The 16,064-nt window shown below is 72.8% G+C and carries 13 protein-coding genes; 1 reads left to right on the top strand and 12 read right to left on the bottom strand.

Annotated features, from left to right (window positions below):
- Positions 1-9 precede the first annotated feature (9 nt).
- From scoE to ACLQ22_RS30120, 5 genes are all read right to left on the bottom strand, one after another.
- A complete protein-coding gene (scoE, locus tag ACLQ22_RS30140) occupies positions 10-882 on the bottom strand; it encodes a (3R)-3-[(carboxymethyl)amino]fatty acid oxygenase/decarboxylase (protein ID WP_425695295.1) in 873 nt (290 codons plus the stop codon).
- 105 nt (positions 883-987) lie between these two features.
- Entirely contained in the window at positions 988-1,833 is an 846-nt protein-coding gene (locus ACLQ22_RS30135) for an alpha/beta fold hydrolase (protein ID WP_425695294.1), read from the bottom strand.
- Positions 1,834-1,878: 45 nt separating this feature from the next.
- Entirely contained in the window at positions 1,879-4,428 is a 2,550-nt protein-coding gene (locus tag ACLQ22_RS30130; protein WP_425695293.1) for a heavy metal translocating P-type ATPase, read from the bottom strand.
- Positions 4,415-5,428, bottom strand: coding sequence for a hypothetical protein (locus ACLQ22_RS30125; RefSeq protein WP_425695292.1), 1,014 nt, complete (start codon positions 5,426-5,428; stop codon positions 4,415-4,417). The genes ACLQ22_RS30130 and ACLQ22_RS30125 overlap by 14 nt, the downstream gene beginning before the upstream one ends.
- Positions 5,429-5,504: 76 nt before the next feature.
- Positions 5,505-6,527 carry a 3-oxoacyl-ACP synthase III family protein gene (locus ACLQ22_RS30120; RefSeq protein ID WP_425695291.1) on the bottom strand — a complete coding sequence of 341 codons (1,023 nt, stop codon included), beginning with the start codon at positions 6,525-6,527 and terminating at the stop codon, positions 5,505-5,507.
- 673 nt (positions 6,528-7,200) lie between these two features.
- Between ACLQ22_RS30120 and ACLQ22_RS30115 the strand changes: the two genes are divergently transcribed.
- Positions 7,201-8,334, top strand: a complete 1,134-nt coding sequence (locus ACLQ22_RS30115) for a sensor histidine kinase (RefSeq protein WP_425695290.1) — start codon at positions 7,201-7,203, stop codon at positions 8,332-8,334.
- A gap of 49 nt (positions 8,335-8,383) precedes the next feature.
- On the opposite strand, the gene idi is transcribed toward ACLQ22_RS30115, so the two are convergent.
- The 7 genes from idi to ACLQ22_RS30080 are packed head-to-tail and all read right to left on the bottom strand — an operon-like array spanning position 8,384 to position 15,614.
- Positions 8,384-8,968, bottom strand: coding sequence for an isopentenyl-diphosphate Delta-isomerase (idi, locus tag ACLQ22_RS30110; protein WP_425695289.1), 585 nt, complete (start codon positions 8,966-8,968; stop codon positions 8,384-8,386).
- 21 nt (positions 8,969-8,989) lie between these two features.
- A complete protein-coding gene (locus ACLQ22_RS30105; RefSeq protein ID WP_425695288.1) occupies positions 8,990-9,955 on the bottom strand; it encodes a UbiA family prenyltransferase in 966 nt (321 codons plus the stop codon).
- Positions 9,956-10,014: 59 nt separating this feature from the next.
- Positions 10,015-10,821: a TauD/TfdA dioxygenase family protein gene (locus tag ACLQ22_RS30100; RefSeq protein ID WP_425695287.1), complete on the bottom strand. Its 807-nt coding sequence runs from the start codon at positions 10,819-10,821 to the stop codon at positions 10,015-10,017.
- Entirely contained in the window at positions 10,818-11,804 is a 987-nt protein-coding gene (locus ACLQ22_RS30095; RefSeq protein ID WP_425695286.1) for an L-tyrosine/L-tryptophan isonitrile synthase family protein, read from the bottom strand. The genes ACLQ22_RS30100 and ACLQ22_RS30095 overlap by 4 nt, the downstream gene beginning before the upstream one ends.
- Positions 11,801-14,548 (bottom strand): AAA family ATPase, encoded by a 2,748-nt coding sequence (locus ACLQ22_RS30090; RefSeq protein ID WP_425695285.1) that lies wholly within the window; start codon positions 14,546-14,548, stop codon positions 11,801-11,803. Before ACLQ22_RS30090 ends, ACLQ22_RS30095 begins: the two co-directional genes overlap by 4 nt.
- A gap of 45 nt (positions 14,549-14,593) precedes the next feature.
- Complete coding sequence (locus ACLQ22_RS30085; RefSeq protein WP_425695284.1) at positions 14,594-15,385, bottom strand: thioesterase II family protein; 792 nt, start codon at positions 15,383-15,385, stop codon at positions 14,594-14,596.
- Positions 15,386-15,440: 55 nt separating this feature from the next.
- Complete coding sequence (locus tag ACLQ22_RS30080; RefSeq protein ID WP_425695283.1) at positions 15,441-15,614, bottom strand: hypothetical protein; 174 nt, start codon at positions 15,612-15,614, stop codon at positions 15,441-15,443.
- Positions 15,615-16,064 lie beyond the last annotated feature (450 nt).

The following is a 16,064-nucleotide window of genomic DNA, read 5'->3' as shown; positions in this document are numbered from 1 at the left end:
CGTGAGGGACTAAGCGGCGTCCACGTCGTCGTAGACGGTGACGCGGTAGGACACGGCCGGCTCCGGCGTCGCGGTGTGCAGCGCCCGGTGGACCAGGCTCTGGTTGTCCCAGAGGAGCATGTCGCCCTTCTCGAACGTCTGGAGGTGGATGTTCTCGTGCTGGTAGGTGCGGTCGAGCTGGCCGGTGGCCGTGAGCAGCTCGGCCAGCAGCTCCGGCCGGTCGTTGCCGTCCGCGTCCTGCACCGACAGCGTGAAGCCCTCGCTGATGTACAGCAGGGTCTCGTCCGTGTGCGGGTGCGGGAACGCGAGCGGGCTCGTCACCGGCGGGGTCTTCGCGTTGACCTCGTCGATGATCTCCGAGATCGGCCGGTAGACGTCGGTCGGCCGGATCTTGAAGTACCGCAGCACGCTGTGCGTCGCCGTGGTGTCCTTGACGGCCAGCTTCAGCTCCTCGGAGAGCTGCTCGTAGGCCGTCGCCAGGTTGATGAAGTAGGTGCCACGGTTCTTCGACGGCACGACCTGCGGGTAGATCATGGTGATGTCGAACGGACGCGGCATGAACTGGTAGTCCGAGTGCCAGAACTTGCCGGTCTTCGGCACCCCGATCTGGCGGCCGTCCTCCTCCTTGACGTTGGAGGAGACGAACACCTCCTTCACCTCGGGGTGGTGGTAGACCGGCTCGTAGTACTCCGCGACCCGGCCCAGCCGCTGACCGAGCGCCAGGAACTGCTGCGGCGACAGGTCCTGGTTCTTCAGTACGACGATCTTGTTCGAGTAGATGGCCTTCTTCAGCTCGACGATGTCCTGCGCCGAGGCGGTTTCCGCGTCGAAACCCTCCACGATCACGCCGAACTTCTTTCCAGCCTGCGGGGTGATTTTCATTCGCACTCCTCTGAGCGGTGGTCCCGGGATCCGAGTACCTCAGTAGTCGCGTCCGGTCGGTCAACAGTTCCCGCCCCGACAGGTGTGCGGGGCCAAATTGCCAGCTCAATTACCGCGCTGTGGGTTCACATTTCCGCGGGCTCCTCTGCGATTCTCGGCCTGCCTCTCCCGCAGCACCTGGGTGTGGCAGGCGTGGATGACGGCAGCGGCGCCGTGCGGGTCGTCGCGTACGACGAAGTGACCGCTGCCGGGGATGACGAAGTGCTGCGCCCTCGGGAGCACCCGCCGGGCCCGGAGCGCGTCACGCAACGGGACCACGCGGTCCTGGTCGGCCCACACGAGGTTCACCGGCGTCGTGTCGGTGGCGTCGGCGCGGAACGAGTAGAGCCCCGCGTACCGGCTCAGGGCGGACAGGTCACTGGTGATCATCGAGGTCACGTCGGCGGCGGCCACGTCCGGCCGGAGGGCGGCGGGCCGGGCCGACACGCTGCCCATGACCATCCTGCGGACCACCCCCCTGTTGAGCAGCCGCCCCCGCGTCCTCGGCCCCACCGCGCCGGTCATCCGCAGGATCGCGTGGGTCCGCACCACGCACATCGAGGCGTGGCAGACCGCCCGGAACCCGATGCTGCACAGGGCGGTCACCGCCGCGACGGGCACCCGACGCGCCAGTTCGAGCGCGATCACCCCGCCGAGCGAGTGCCCGACCACGTGCGGCCTGCGCAGCCCCAGCGCGGCGATCCGCTCCGCGACGTACTCGGCGAGCCTCGGCACGACGTCACGGTCGTACGCGAGCCCCGGCACGCTGCCGTGACCGGGCAGGTCGATCGCGAGGGTCCGGGCGAAGCCCGGGATACGTTCGACGACGGCGTCCCAGCTCGCCCGGCCGAGACCGGCCGCGTGCAGCAGCAGGAGCTGAGGATCCTCCGCGAGCCGGCTCGGCTCGGCCATGGTGCGGCTCCGTTTCTTTCCGTGCGGACGTGCCCGTTCGACGCGTCAGGAGGCGGTGACCATCGGGGCGCGTGACGCCTCGGTCGTGTCGGCCCGGTCCGGGAGTTCGTTGCCCGCGAGCGCCTTGAACCGCCGCAGCCGCAGGCTGTTCGACACCACGAACACCGAACTGCCGGCCATGATCAGACCCGCCAGCATCGGATTGAGCAGCCCGCTCGCCGCGAGCGGGATGGCCGCGACGTTGTACGCGAAGGCCCAGAACAGGTTGCCCTTGATCGTGCCGAGGGTGCGGCGCGACAGCCGGATGGCGTCCGCGACCACCCGCAGGTCGCCGCGTACCACCGTCAGGTCGCCCGACTCGATCGCCACGTCGCTGCCGGTGCCCATCGCGATGCCCAGGTCGGCCTGCGCGAGCGCGGCGGCGTCGTTGACGCCGTCGCCGACCATCGCGACGACCTTGCCGTCGGCCTGGAGCCGCTTGACCAGCTCGACCTTCCCGGCGGGGAGGACCTCGGAGACCACGTCGTCGATCCCCACCTCCGCCGCGATCGCCGCCGCGACCGCGGCGTTGTCGCCGGTCAGCAGGATCGGGTGCAGGCCCAGCCGCTTGAACTGCGCCACCGCCGCCCTGCTGGTGGGCTTCACCCGGTCGGACACGACGAGCATCCCCCGCAGGGCGCCGTCCCAGCCGACCATGACCGACGTACGGCCCGCCGCGTCGGCCTTCGCCTTGGCGGCGGTCAGCTCCGCGGGCAGGTCGGTCGCCCACGCGCCCAGCAGCGACGCCCGGCCGACGATGACCTCGTGCCCGTCGACCGTGCCGCGCACGCCGACGCCGGTCTCGCTGGAGAAGTCCGCGACCGGGGGCAGTTCGCCGCACCGGTCCCTGGCCCCCGCGACGACGGCCCGGGCGATGGGGTGCTCCGACGCGCTCTCCAGGGCGCCGGCGAGCCGCAGCAGCTGGACGTCGCTCTCCCCGTCGACGGGCACGACCTCCACGACGGACATCTCGCCCGTGGTCACCGTGCCGGTCTTGTCGAGCACGACGGTGTCGACGGTCCGCGTGGACTCCAACACCTGCGGTCCCTTGATGAGGATGCCGAGCTGGGCGCCCCGACCGGTGCCGACCAGCAGCGCGGTCGGCGTCGCCAGCCCCAGCGCGCACGGGCAGGCGATGATCAACACGGCCACCGCCGCCGTGAACGCGGCCGCCGCCGGCTGGCCGGAGCCGAGCCAGTAGCCCAGCGTGGCGAGCGACAGCGCGATCACCCCGGGCACGAACACCGCCGACACCTGGTCCGCGAGCCGCTGGACGTCGGCCTTGCCGGTCTGCGCCTCCTCGACGAGCTTGGCCATCTGCGCGAGCTGCGTCTCGCTGCCCACCCGCGTGGCGCGGACGACGAGCCGCCCGCCGGCGTTCACCGTGGCGCCGACGACCTCGTCGCCGGGCCCCACCTCGACGGGCACGGACTCGCCGGTCAGCATGCTCGCGTCGACGGCCGAGGAGCCCTCCTCCACGACGCCGTCGGTGGCCACCTTCTCGCCCGGCCGCACCAGGAACCGGTCGCCGACCGCGAGCGCCGAGATCGGCACGATCGCCTCGGCGCCGTCGCGCAGCACCGTCACGTCCTTGGCGCCCAGCGACAGCAGCGCGCGCAGCGCGGCGCCGGAGCGGCGCTTCGCGCGGGCCTCGAAGTACCGGCCGCAGAGGATGAACAGGGTCACGCCCGCGGCGACCTCCAGGTACATGTTGCCCTCGCCGGGCGTCCGCTCCAGGGTGATCCGGAACGGGTGCCGCATGCCGGGCTCGCCGGCGGTGCCGAGGAACAGCGTGTACAGCGACCACGCGAACGCGGCGAGCGTGCCCACCGAGACCAGCGTGTCCATCGAGGCGGCGGCGTGCCGCAGGTTGGCGAAGGCGGCCCGGTGGAACGGCCACGCCCCCCACACCACGACCGGCGCGCTCAGCGTCAGGCAGGCCCACTGCCAGTACTCGAACTGGAGCTGGGAGAACATCGACATCGCGATGACCGGCACCGCCAGCACGGCGACGACCCAGAGGCGATGGCGGGCCGCCCGCAGCTCACGGTCGTGCTCGGCCGCCTCCTCGGCCGCCGGATCCGGAGCGTCCGCCGTCGTCGCCTCGGGCGCTTGCACCGGCCGGGCCGTGAAGCCGATCTCCTCGACGGCGGCGATCACCGTCTCGCGCGAGACCTGGGGCGAGAGCAGCACCTTCGCCTTCTCGGTGGCGTAGTTGACGGTCGCCTCCACCCCGTCGATGTCGTTGAGGCGCTTCTCGATGCGCGCCGCGCACGCCGCGCACGTCATGCCGCCGATCAGCAGTTCCAGGTGGTTCTCGGCCCTGGCCGTACGCGGCCTAACCGGCCGGGCCGTGAAGCCGATCTCCTCGACGGCGGCGATCACCCGCGCCTGCGTGATCCCGGGCGGGACCAGCACCTTCGCCTTCTCGGTGGCGTAGTTGACGGTCGCCTCCACCCCGTCGATCGAGTTGAGCTGCTTCTCGATGCGCGCCGCGCAGGCCGCGCACGTCATGCCGCCGATCAGCAGTTCCAGGTGGTTCTCAGCCGTGGCCATGCTCGGTGCCCCCCTCCGTGCCGCCGCCGGTCGTGTCGGCGGGGACAGCGGCTCCGCCGTTGCGTACGGCCTCCTCGTTGCGGGCCTTGGCCGCCGCGAAGGCCTCCTCGGTCAGGCCGTGCGGCGGCGGGTTGGGGCCGTTCACGCGCAGGGTGAACGACGCCGTGCGCACGACGCCCTGGTGCTGGAAGTCCAGGAACAGCCGGTAGTCGCCGAAGCTGGGCGCGGTGGCGTGGAACAGGACGTCCGGACCGGGGGCGGTCTTCCCGTCGCCCGGCGTGCCGTCGGGGTGGACGTGCAGGTACGCCATGTCGCCGTCGCGGAGCGCGACCAGGTGCCCGAACGCGCCGAGGTACGGCTCCAGGTCGGTGACCGGCTTGCCGTCCTTCGCGACGCTGAGCGTCAGCTTGCCGCTCTTGCCGGGCTTGAGCTCGCCGCCGAGGGTCACCGTGTACCCGTCGACCGTCGAGGTGGTCGACGGCGCGGGCAGCGCCTCCGGCCGGTAGTCGCCCGAGACCGACACGTCCGCCCCGAGCGTCTCGCCGTGGATGCCCCACAGCGGCATGTAGTCGGCGAAGACCCGGTACTCGCCCGCCGCCGCGAAGGTCAGCGGCACCCGCCACACGCCGTCCGCGCCGAGGTTCGGGTGGACGTGCTGGAAGTTCGTCAGGTCGCGCCGCGCCACGATGAGGTGCATCAGCTTCTCGTGCTGCGGCTTGTACTTCACCAGCGGCGTGCCGTCGTGCTGCAGGATCTGGAAGGCGAAGGTCTGCTTCGTGCCCGCCCGGACGTTGTCCGTGATCACCTTCAGGTTCATGCTCTCGTGGTTGACGGTCAGGCCGTACGAGGACTCCTCGGCCACGGCGGCCGGCTTGGCGGCGGGTGCGGCTGCGGGTGCGGCGGTCGGCGGGGGCCCGACCACGCGGCCGACGGTGTAGGCGCTCCCGAGCACCAGCACCAGGGCGAGCGCGAACGCGCCGAGTTTCGTCAAGGTCTTCATGAATAACCGTCCTGTTTCGACAGGGTTGGCGTGGAAGCGGGCAGGGTTTGCGGGGTCCGGTGGCCGGCCGGCGGGCTCACCGGTCACCACCGGGGTCCGGGCCGGGCGTCCGGCCCCACCGCAGCAGGCACGCCCCGAACGACATCCCCCCGCCGAACCCCAGCAGGAGGACGAGGTCGCCGTCGCGGAGCAGCCCGGCCCGGTTGGCGTGGTCGAGGGTGAGCGGCACCGAGGCGCTGCCGACGTTCGCGTACTCCTCCACCGTGCGGTGCGTGTGCGCGGCGGTCAGCCCGCACGCGCGTACCAGCTCGTCGAGGAGCAGGCCGTTGGGCTGGTGCGGCACCACGTGCGCGACGTCCGCCGCGCCGACGCCCGCCCTGGCCAGCAGCTTGTCCACGAACGGCGGGACCTCCTGGAGGACGAGCTCGGTGACGTCGCGGCCGTGCATGCGGAAGAAGTGGCCGCCGTCCGCCACCGTCGTCGCGGACGCCGGCAGCCTGCTGCCACCCGCCGCCACCCCGATCAGGTCGCTGGCGTCGCCCCGGCTGGCCAGCTCGTACTCGACGACACCGCGCCCCGGTGACGTCGTCCCCACGACGGCCGCGCCGGCGCCGTCGCCGAACAGCACGGCGGTACGCCGGTCTTCGAAGTCCAGGATGCGCGAGTACACGTCGGCGCCGACCACGAGCGCGTGGGTGCCCGGCCGGTCCGCCACCAGCGACTGCGCCAGCACCAGGGCGTGCACGAATCCCGCGCACACCGCGTTGACGTCGAAGCACGCCGCCCCGTACGCGCCGAGGCGGTCCTGCACCAGGCAGGCCGTCGGCGGCTGCGGGTGGTCCGGGGTCGACGTCGACACGATGAGGTAGTCGACGCGGTCCACGCCGAGGCCCGCGTCCCGCAGCGCGCGGGCCGCGGCCCGCACGGCGAGGTCCGACGTGGCCTCCTCCGCCGCCGCGAAACGGCGCGAACGAATGGCGGTCTTGCGTACGATCCATTCCGGGCTGGCTCCCGGTACGCGACGCGCGATTTCCTCGTTCGGCAATGCTCGCGCGGGCACCCAGGATCCGGTGCCCAGAATTCCGACGGATGAGGACACAGCAGCCTCCAGAGAGGAGAGGCATTTCGTGTCTGCAAATTAGCCGAGTGGAACCATCGACCGCAATCACGTGCGCCAGCTGTCGACAGAGCCCACGGCGCAAATTACCGGACGATGGCGGAAACAATTTCGAGGCGATGGAACGCGCAATTTCCGGGCCGCCCGGGAACCCGCCGTCGACCCATCGACGCACGGTTCACCCGTGCAGTTCTCCCGGGACGGACGTGACACCCGGGGATGGGATCCGACGTGTCGTCGCCGCCATGCTGACGGCACGACCGACCGCGTGGCGACGGCCCGCGGCACGGCCGGCGACCCGCGGGGCGGACCGGCGCCCGCCGGCGCCCACGCGACCAGGACCGGACGGAGGCCCTCCGATGACAGCGCAGCTCCTCGAGACCACCCACCCCACGGGCGAGCCCGACGGGTGGCGGCCCCGGGACGCGACGGCGGGGACGGGTCCACGTCGACACGAACTGATCGTGACCGATACCATGCATTCCGTGGCGATCGGGATCCGGCAGGCGACGATACCGGGCGTGTCGCCGCCCGGGGCGGCGCGTCCTGGCGTGCCGGCGCCGCCCGGCACGCGCCACGTCCGCCGGGAGCCGTGGCGTTGATGGTCACCGGGATCCGGCCCGCCGGGCCGGCTGAAGCCCTGTCGACCCCGGGCATGCGGCGGGCGAGGCTGTGCATCCTGGCGGGCGCCGCGAGCGGGGTGGCGGCGTGCGTGCTGCTCGCCGCCCTGGAGCTGCGTCGCGAGCCCGACCCGCGCGGGATCGTGTCCGGCGCGGCGGGGGCGCTGCTCCTGGTCGTGGCGCTGGCCGGGGCGCTGCACCGCTCGGTCATGCCGTGGCCGGCGGCGACCGGCCGGTGGCTGATCGCCGGCTGCGCCACGGCCGCCGTGCTGTCCGTCCCGCTCGTCGGGCCGGTCGGCGGCACCCCGGGCCGGGCCTGGGCGTTCGTGGGGGCCGCGCTCGTGGGGGCCGCGCCACTGCTGCTGCCGGTCCGCTACGCGGTGACCCTGATGGCCGGGACGGTGCTGGTGGCCGCGGCGACGGCCTGGTGGCTCGGCGGTCCCGTGCGGGACGCGGTGACCGTCACGGTGGTGCTCGGGCTGACGGTGGCGACGTGGAACGTGCTGCACCTGTGGTTCTGGACGTTCCGGGCGCAGGCCCGGGAGGGGCGCGACGCCCTGGCCCGCCTGGCGGCGGCCGAGGAGCGACTACGGTGCGCCCGGGACGTCTACGCCCTGCTCGCGAACGAGCTGTCGGCACTCGTCCTCAAGGCGGAGCTGGCGTCGCGGCTGGCGATGGTCGACGGGGAGCGGACCAGGAAGGAGACCGCCGAGATGCGGGCGCTCGCGGCGGCCGCGTCGGCCCGGATGCGCGAGGCCGTGCACGGCTACCGCAGCGTCGGCCTGCGCGAGCAGGCGCAGACGGTGGCCCGGGTGCTGCGCAACGCCGGCGTGCGGTGCTCCGTGACGCAGCCGGAGCGCGACCTACCGCCCGCGCTCACCGGGCCGCTGGTGTCCGTGCTGCGGGAGGCGGGCGCCCACGTGCTGCGGCACGGCGAGGCGCGGTGGTGCACGATCGAGATCGCCCGCGAGGGGTCCGGGGCGCGGCTGACGGTGGTCAACGACGGGGCCGGCGACGGCGCTCCGGAGCTCGACGGCAGCGGGCTGCCGGAGCTGGCCGACCGGCTGCGGGACGCGGGCGGCACCCTGCGCACATGGCGGGAGGACGGCACGTTCACCGTGGTGGCCAGCGTCCGGGCCGGCGGGCCCGACAGCACCACCGCGGCATGACGACGGACCGCGCCCACCCCGCCGGTGGGCACGGTCCGCCGCACGCCGCTCAGCCGGTGGCCGTCAACGCTCCGCCGGGCAGGAGGCACTCGTCGGCCGTGGGCCACCGCGTCGGGTCGTCGCCCAGCATGATGAGTTCGGCGACCTGGAGGCGGCACCACGGCGACACGGAGATGTCGCCGGTGCCCACCGCGTACACGAAGTCCGCCCAGGCGACCCACTCGAAGTCGCCGATCGCGGCCGGGTCGGGGGTCGGACGCTCGTCGGTCACCACCCGGAACACCGGGGACACGGCGTTCTCCGCCACGCCGTTGTCCATCGTGGCGCGGTAGCGGAAGGAGGGCAGGACCAGCTCCGGCGCGGGCGCGGCCAGGCCGAGCTCGGCGCGTACCGTGCGGGTCACCGCCGCGGGGACCGGTTCCCCCGGCGCGGGGTGCCCGTAGCACGAGTTCGTCCAGATCCCCGGCCAGGTGCGCGTCCGGTCGCTGCGCATGGTGAGCAGCAGCTTCGCGTCGCTGTTGAAGACGTAACAGGAGAACGCCAGGTGCAACGGCGTACGCAGGTGGTGCACCGTCGCGCCCTCGGTGGCACCCACCGGCCGTCCCTCCTCGTCGAGCAGCACGACCTGCGCCATGGTGTCCCTCCCCACCGGGATTCAGCTCGCCTGTGCGAAGGCGGCGGCGATCACGGTTCCCCACCCGGTGCTCGCCACCTGCAACGGCACCAGCTTCGCCCGGGGCCGCAGGAACGCCAGCGCGTCCGCGAGGGGCTTGCCGCGCACGCCGCGCCAGGTTCCCGACACGTGCACCAGCGCGAACGCGATGGCCGCGATCATCGGGACGGCGCCCCAGGTGAAGCCGCCGATGGCGAGCACCGACACGCACACCGTGGAGCCGCCGACCGCGATCAGCCCGCTCGCGACCGCCATCGCGCGGGACAGGCCCAGCGCGCGGACGCAGGTACGGATGTTGAACGCGGCGTCCTCCGGCCAGTCCTCTGCGGTGTTGACCATGACGATGCCGACCTGGTTCGCGCCGAACCCGATGATCACGGCCAGCAGCGGCCACGACAGCTCACCGGGCACGGACCGGACGACGACGAGCATCGGCAGCCAGATCAGCACCGCGGCGAGGCCCGGGATCTGCCCCACGCCGGAGCTCTTCAGGTGGACCGGCGGGATGGAGTACTGGGCGCCGATCCAGAGGGTGAACGCGACCAGGGGCAGGATGTCCCAGTGCCCGGTGCGGAAGGTGAAGTAGGTCGCGAGGGCCAGCACACCCGCGCCCGTGGCGGCGATCTGCCACCGCACGTTGCGCAGCCCCAGCCCGTACACCGCCTGGGACAGCCACGTCTTGTACACGGCGTCGACGTCGCGGTCCGCGTACGCGTTGGTCATGTCGATGAAGTGCATGATGGACAGCGCCATCACGATCACCAGTGCGAAGTGGACCGAGGCCAGGGTGCTCAGCTCGTCGACCGACAGCAGCGACGGGATCGCGTAGATGGCCAGCATCACGGGCAGGAACTCGACCCGGCGGATGCGGATGGAGTGGTAGATCGGGCGCCGCGCGGATGTCGGCGTCGGTGTGGGCGCGCCCGCGCGCGCCTCTTCGACGGTCATGGTGTCTTCCTTCGGGGTTGAGGACCTTCGATGGCGCCCGTGAGCGGCCCTGACCGTGGTCAGAGAATCTGGATCCGCTGGAGGTGCCGGGAGGAGTTGCCGCGGAAGGCGTTGCGGCCGTGCAGCAGCGCCTGGTTGTCGACGACGACGATGTCGCCGTCGACCCACTCGTGGTGGTAGCAGACGTCCGGGTGGTGCAGCCGGTCGCGCAGGTCGGCCATGAACGGCTCGGCCTCCTCCGCCGACCTGCCGCCGATGGACACCCACACCGGGTTCCGGTAGCGCTCCGGGTCGAGCGGCTCGCCGTACCGCATGATCGTCTCGCCGGTCTCCGAGTGCGTGGTGAGCAGGGGCGACACGGTCTCGCCGCCGTAGTAGCCGAGCTTCTCCGTGCGGTAGCTGACCTCCGTCGTCGCCCACTCGCGGACCAGCTCCGGCGAGGCGCGCCGGATCACGTCGGTGCTGTCGGAGAACACCGTCTCGCCACCGCCGCCGGGCACCGGCGCCTCGAGGCACTGGAAGAGGAAGTACCGCGGCGCGGCCCGCGCGAACGCGCCGTCCCAGTGGAACGGCACGTCCGTACGGCTGAACAGGTAGTTCTTCGGGTCCTCCTGGACCACCAGGTCCAGGACGGCGCCGAAGTCCCAGGTCAGCACCTCGCCCCAGGTCTCGCAGTAGGCGATCAGGTCCTCCCTGCTCAGCAGGGGGAAGCCGCGCAGCACGACCACCTTGGACTCGATCGTCCAGCGCTCCAGCGTCGCGGGCGCGATGTCCCGCAGGTCGGCGCCGTCGTGCTCCGCGGTCACCAGCGTGCCGAACGGCGCCAGCGCCGTCCGCTCCACCCGCAGCTCGTCTGCCGTGGTCATGAGGCGATCTCCTCCTGCCGGAAGTGGGGGTTGACGTAGTGGCTCGGCCGGCCGTTGCGCCAGACGAGCGAGGCCCGGTCCCGCTCGGCCTGGCTGCGCTTGACCAGCGTCAGGTTCACGCCGTCGTCGAGGACGACGCCGTGCCACGGCGTCAGCCAGCTGTCCCTGGTACGGATGAGGTGCAGCCCGATCTTCTCGGCGTGCCGGGGCTGCGGGTGGATCGACAGCCGCAGCGAGTGGGGGAACTTCGTGCCGACCAGGTCTCCCCAGGCGCGGCTGCGCCGGATCATCTGGTACGCGAACTCCTTGCAGTGCTCGCGCAGCTTGGTCCGGCTCAGGTCGGGGTGCAGCGGGCCCTGGTCCTCGAGCATGAACCGGTGCATGCCGTTGAACAGCGACCGGGCGCCCAGGTCGGTCAGCACCTCGGCCCGGATGTCCTCCAACGGCGTGGCGTACTCGGCGAGGAGCCGCCCGCGCATCTCGTCGTAGGACATCGCCCCGAACGCGTCGTCGAGCGAGTACATCGAGACCGAGGACGCGCCGGTCTGGTCGATGATGCGTTGCAGTTCGGTGCGGTACGCGGTCACGTCCTCGTCGGGGATGCCGAGCAGGTCGGAGAAGACGTGGCCGTCGGAGCAGATGAGGATCCGCGCGCCCGTCGGGTGGTAGTGGCTGACCTGCTCGCAGAAGGACTGGAGGAACTCCACGGAGATCCGCTCGCCGAGGTCGGGCAGCGAGCCGACCACCTTCTCCGGGTTGCGGGACTTCGCGGGGAACGCCGGCAGCACGAAGTGCAGCGGTTCGCCGCTGCGCACGTACCGGCCCACCCGTTCCTCGTGGGTCGCGAAGCAGTCGTCGCACGGCTGCGCTGCGCACGGGTCGTCGGCGTGTTCGAGACGGCGGAAGCGGAAGACCAGTTCGAGTATCTGCCGGGCGAGCGTGCGCTCCCGGCTGCCGACCTGTTCGTCCTCGGCAACGGTCATGTCGTGTCCGATCGCATCGTGGTTTCCTTGTCGCCGGAGGGCGGACCGACCGGGGCGACGCGCCGGCGCCGCGCGCCGCGCGCGCCCTTCGGCGGGTCGATGTGCACCAGCTCCGTACGGGTGCTGATCTTCAATTTCCGGTAGGCCCGCGTCAGGTGCTGCTCGACGGTGCTGACGGTGATGAACAGCCTGTCGCCGATCTCCCGGTTGGTGTGCCCGCGGGCGGCCAGGTTCACGACGCGACGCTCGGCGTCGGTCAGCGTGGCGAGCCCGTCCTTCCCGCCGGCCACGGCGGGGTCGAGGGTGTCGTCGGACGGCTTGAGCTTGCGTCGCAGCAGCTCGGCGTGGCACCCCTCGGCGAGCTGGAGGGCGTGCGCACCCATCATCTTGGCGCGCCCGAACTCGCCGAGCGCGTGCCCGGTCTGGCTCAGGTCCGCGAAGACGTGCGCCAGCTCGTGCCGGTCCCCGCTGGCGTGCAGCAGGTCCATCGCCTCGCGCAGCATCACCTGGCGTTGCTTCGGCGCGTACGCCGCCGCCAGCGCCCGCAGCCCCATGCCCTTGGCGCGCGGGGCGTCGCCACCCGGCAGCGCCAGGTGTTCGGTGACCAGCTTCCGGGCCTGGTCGGGCCGGCCCATCCGCACGTACAGCCGGGCGAGGTCGACCCGCCACGGCAGCGCGGACGGATCGTCGGCGCCCCAGGTCACGGCGAGCTGGCCGGTGGTCTGGAAGTCGGCGAGCGCGGCGTGCCGCCGGTCCACGGCGTCGTAGTAGACGCCCCGGGCCCGCAGGTACTGCGGCCAGAACAGGCTCTGGCGCATCGCGGCCGGCGTCGGCTCCCGCAGGGCGGCCTCGGCCCGGGCGAGCTGCCCGGTCATCGTGCAGGCCAGCACCAGGTGCGCGAGCGGCGATCCGACGGCGACGCCCCAGGCGGCGGGCGGCATCGTGGCCAGCGCGTCGCGCGCGTGCCGCTCGGCGGCGGCGAGGTCGCCGCGGCACAGGGCGACGGCGGCCCGTACGTCGGTCAGGACGGCCCGCCAGCTCGTGATCCCGTGCGCCTCGGCCTCCTCGGCCAGCTTCTCGCACCAGTCGGCGGCGCGGTCGAGCTGGTCGGCGCCGATCAGCACCCGCAGCGCGTGCCACACCGACACCAGGAGGGAGTCACCGGGGCGGGCGCGTTGCAGCACCTCCTCGGCGCGGTCGACCGCCGCGCCGGGCCCGGGGTCGCCCGGATCGTCGCCGCCGTGCGGGCGGCAGTGCCGCAGCCACTCGCGCGTCGCGAGGTGGTCGGCGCCCAGGTCCGGGTCCGGGTGCGTGGTGAGGTCGCCCACCGCGCCCAACGCCTCCATCGCCTCGTCGTGCCGGCCCTGCCAGGCGAGCGACCGGGCGAGCAGCAGCGTGTCGGCCTCGTCGAGGTGACCGGCGCGCCCCGCCGCCGCCAGCGACGACAGGTGCCGCGCAACCGCCTCGGGGTCGCTGCGCCAGTGCACCCGGACGAGGGCCGCCTCCACGGCGGCCCGCTCGCGGGCGTCCTCGGTGGATCGCAGCGCCAGTTCCAGGCAGTCCACGGCGTGCCGTGCGGCGCCCCCGGCGACGGCCTCCCCGGCCGCCGCGACCAGCACCGGCGCGGCCCAGGACCCGGCCGGCTCACCGACGCCCACCAGGTGCGCGGCCACCTCGGCGGCGGACGCGCCGTCCTCGTGGAGCAGGCGCGCGGCCCGCGACCGCAGTGCCGACTGCGTCTGCGGCGGGCAGTCGTCGAGCACCGCCGCACGTACCGCCGGATGGTGGTAGGAGTGCCCCTCGGTGAGGCCCGCCTCGGCGAGCGCGCCGAGCACCTGCCGGGTGGTCGCCGCGCAGAGGCCCACCAGCCCGGTGACGAGCCCGGCGGACGCGGCCGGGCCGACGACCGCGAGCGCGCGGGCGACGTCGAGCAGCCGGGGGTCGCTGCGGTGCAGGCAGGCGAGCGCGGCCTGGACGAACGACGCGCCCACCGTCGGCGCGACCTCCCCGTCGGCGCCGGTGAGGGCGTCGTCGAGCAGCGCGTGCACGAGCATCGGGTTGCCGCCGCTGACGGCGTGCGCCGACGCGGCGAGCCGCCGGGCGGCCTCCGGCCGGATCCGCTCGGCGAGCAGCCGCCCGACGCCGTCGGGCGACAGCGGGAGCAGCCGCAGGTGACGGCAGTGCGGCTGGCGCGTGAGTTCCGCACGGAACGCCGCCGCCTCGGGCCGCGCGCCCACGCATCCGCTCAGCACGAGCAGCACCCGCGCGAAACGGATGCGCCGTTGCAGGTACAGCAGCGCCTGCAACGACAGGGAGTCCGCGAACTGGACGTCGTCGACGACCACCACCAGGGGCCGGTCGGCGGCGACGTCGAGGAGGACCTGGCAGACGTCCTCCAGCAGTTGCGCGTCACCGTGCCGCAGGGTGGGGGCGTCCGGGTCCCCCGCCGGCCCGGTGTCGCGCCGCAGCAGCGGCAGGTGGTCGGTCGAGGTGGTCTGGGCCCGGAGGCTGTGGAACAGCTGTCCCACCACCCCCAGGGGGATCATGCTCTCCGCGACCGAACAGGCGGCGGTCAGCACCAGCGCGCCCTCGCCGACGGCCACCTCGGTCACGGCGTTCACCAGTCGGGTCTTCCCGCTGGCGACGCCGCCGTCGACCAGCGCGACCCGGCCCTGTCCCGCGGCAGCCGTCGCGTACGCCTCGGCGAGGTCGGACAGCAGGTGTTCTCTCTCGATCAGTGCCATGTGGGTCACCTCCGGACACTCCTGAGGCTCGGGTCGACCGGCGACTCACCCCGGTTGTTCGGCGTTGGCGACCGTGGCGGCGCCGCGCGAGGCCGAGCTGAGCGACCGGGTGTGCGCCCTGATGCTGCGCAGCACCGCGGACATGTTGTCGTTGAGATAGAAGTGACCACCGGGGTGGACGACGAACTCGAACTCCGCGTCGGTGTGTTCCCGCCACGCCTTCGCCTCGTCGACCGTCACCCGCGGGTCGCTGTCGCCGATGTGCGCGACGATCGGGCAGTCCAGGCGCGGCCCGGGCCGGTACTCGTAGGTCTCGGCAGCGGTGTAGTCGGAGCGGATGGCCGGCAGGACCATCTGCAGCACGTCCTCGTCCTCCAGCAGCGCGCTGTCCGTGCCCGCCAGGGCGCGTACCTCGGCGATCAGGCCGGCGTCGTCCCGCAGGTGGGTCCGCTCCTCCCTGTGGAGGTGCGGCGCCCGCCTGCCGGAGACGAACAGCGCGGTCGGGCCGACGCCCGCCCGCCGCAGCCTCAGCGCGACCTCGAAGCCGATGGTCGCGCCGAGGCTGTGGCCGAAGACGGTGATCGGCCGGTCGACCAGCGGCAGCAGCGCCGCCACCAGTCGGTCCGCGATCTCGTGGGCCGAGGTGAGGCCGGGCTCCCGCAACCGGTCCTGCCGACCGGGGTACTGGACGGCGAGCACGTCGATCTCGGGTGCGAGCGTCCTGGCCACCCGGGCGAAGTAGCTCGCCGAGCCGCCGGCGTGCGGCAGGCACAGCAGCCTGGTCGCCGCGTCGTCCGCCGGGTGGAACCGTCGCACCCACAGGTCGGTGTCCGTCATCTCGTTCCCCCGCGAATCGGATGGTGGCTGCCGGTGGCGGTCGCCCCGGGCTCCGTCAGTGGCCCGCGTCCACCCGGGCCTCGCTCCAGCTGATGGTGGTGGGCCGGACGGCCGCCAGGTCGCCGGTGGTCCAGCTGTCCACGACGTCGATCCGGACGTCGCTCTCCGCCGGAGCGTCGGCGCCGTCGAAGAAGAAGGCATTGAGAATCTCGGTCGCATTGACAGACATGGGAGTCCCCTCTCGCACAGCTTGGCCCGGTGGTACCGAACGCCACCTAAACCTGCTGTACGGGTACGGGTTTCAACAAGGTCTGCGTTCATCGTCTACACGAAGGTTCATCACAGCGCATTCGTGAATCGCTCATACCCGTCACGCGCGGCAGGCCCGGTGACTTTTGTCAATACCCTAGCGGGCCGCCCAGGCGCCGGAAGCGCGGCCTCCAGGCCGGATCCGCGACCAGGGAATCCCTTGCGTGACAGGGCCTCAGGTGCGCTGCGGCGGCCGGCGGAGCGGGCCGGGGGAATTGCTCCCCACCGGTCGTGGGAGCAACCTTCGGCAGCTCACCGGCACCGTTCCCCGGCCGGCCGTGCGCCGTTCACCCGACCCGGGTGACGGTCTCATGCCCCACCACCACCCGACAATGCCTGACCAGCAACTCCACACTGCCAACCCAATGAC

Origin of the sequence: Micromonospora sp. DT178, assembly GCF_049841695.1 — a bacterium.
In the GTDB taxonomy this organism is placed as follows: domain Bacteria; phylum Actinomycetota; class Actinomycetes; order Mycobacteriales; family Micromonosporaceae; genus Micromonospora.
Note: the sequence above shows the minus strand (reverse complement) of the source record. Positions and strands in the feature narration are given on the sequence as shown.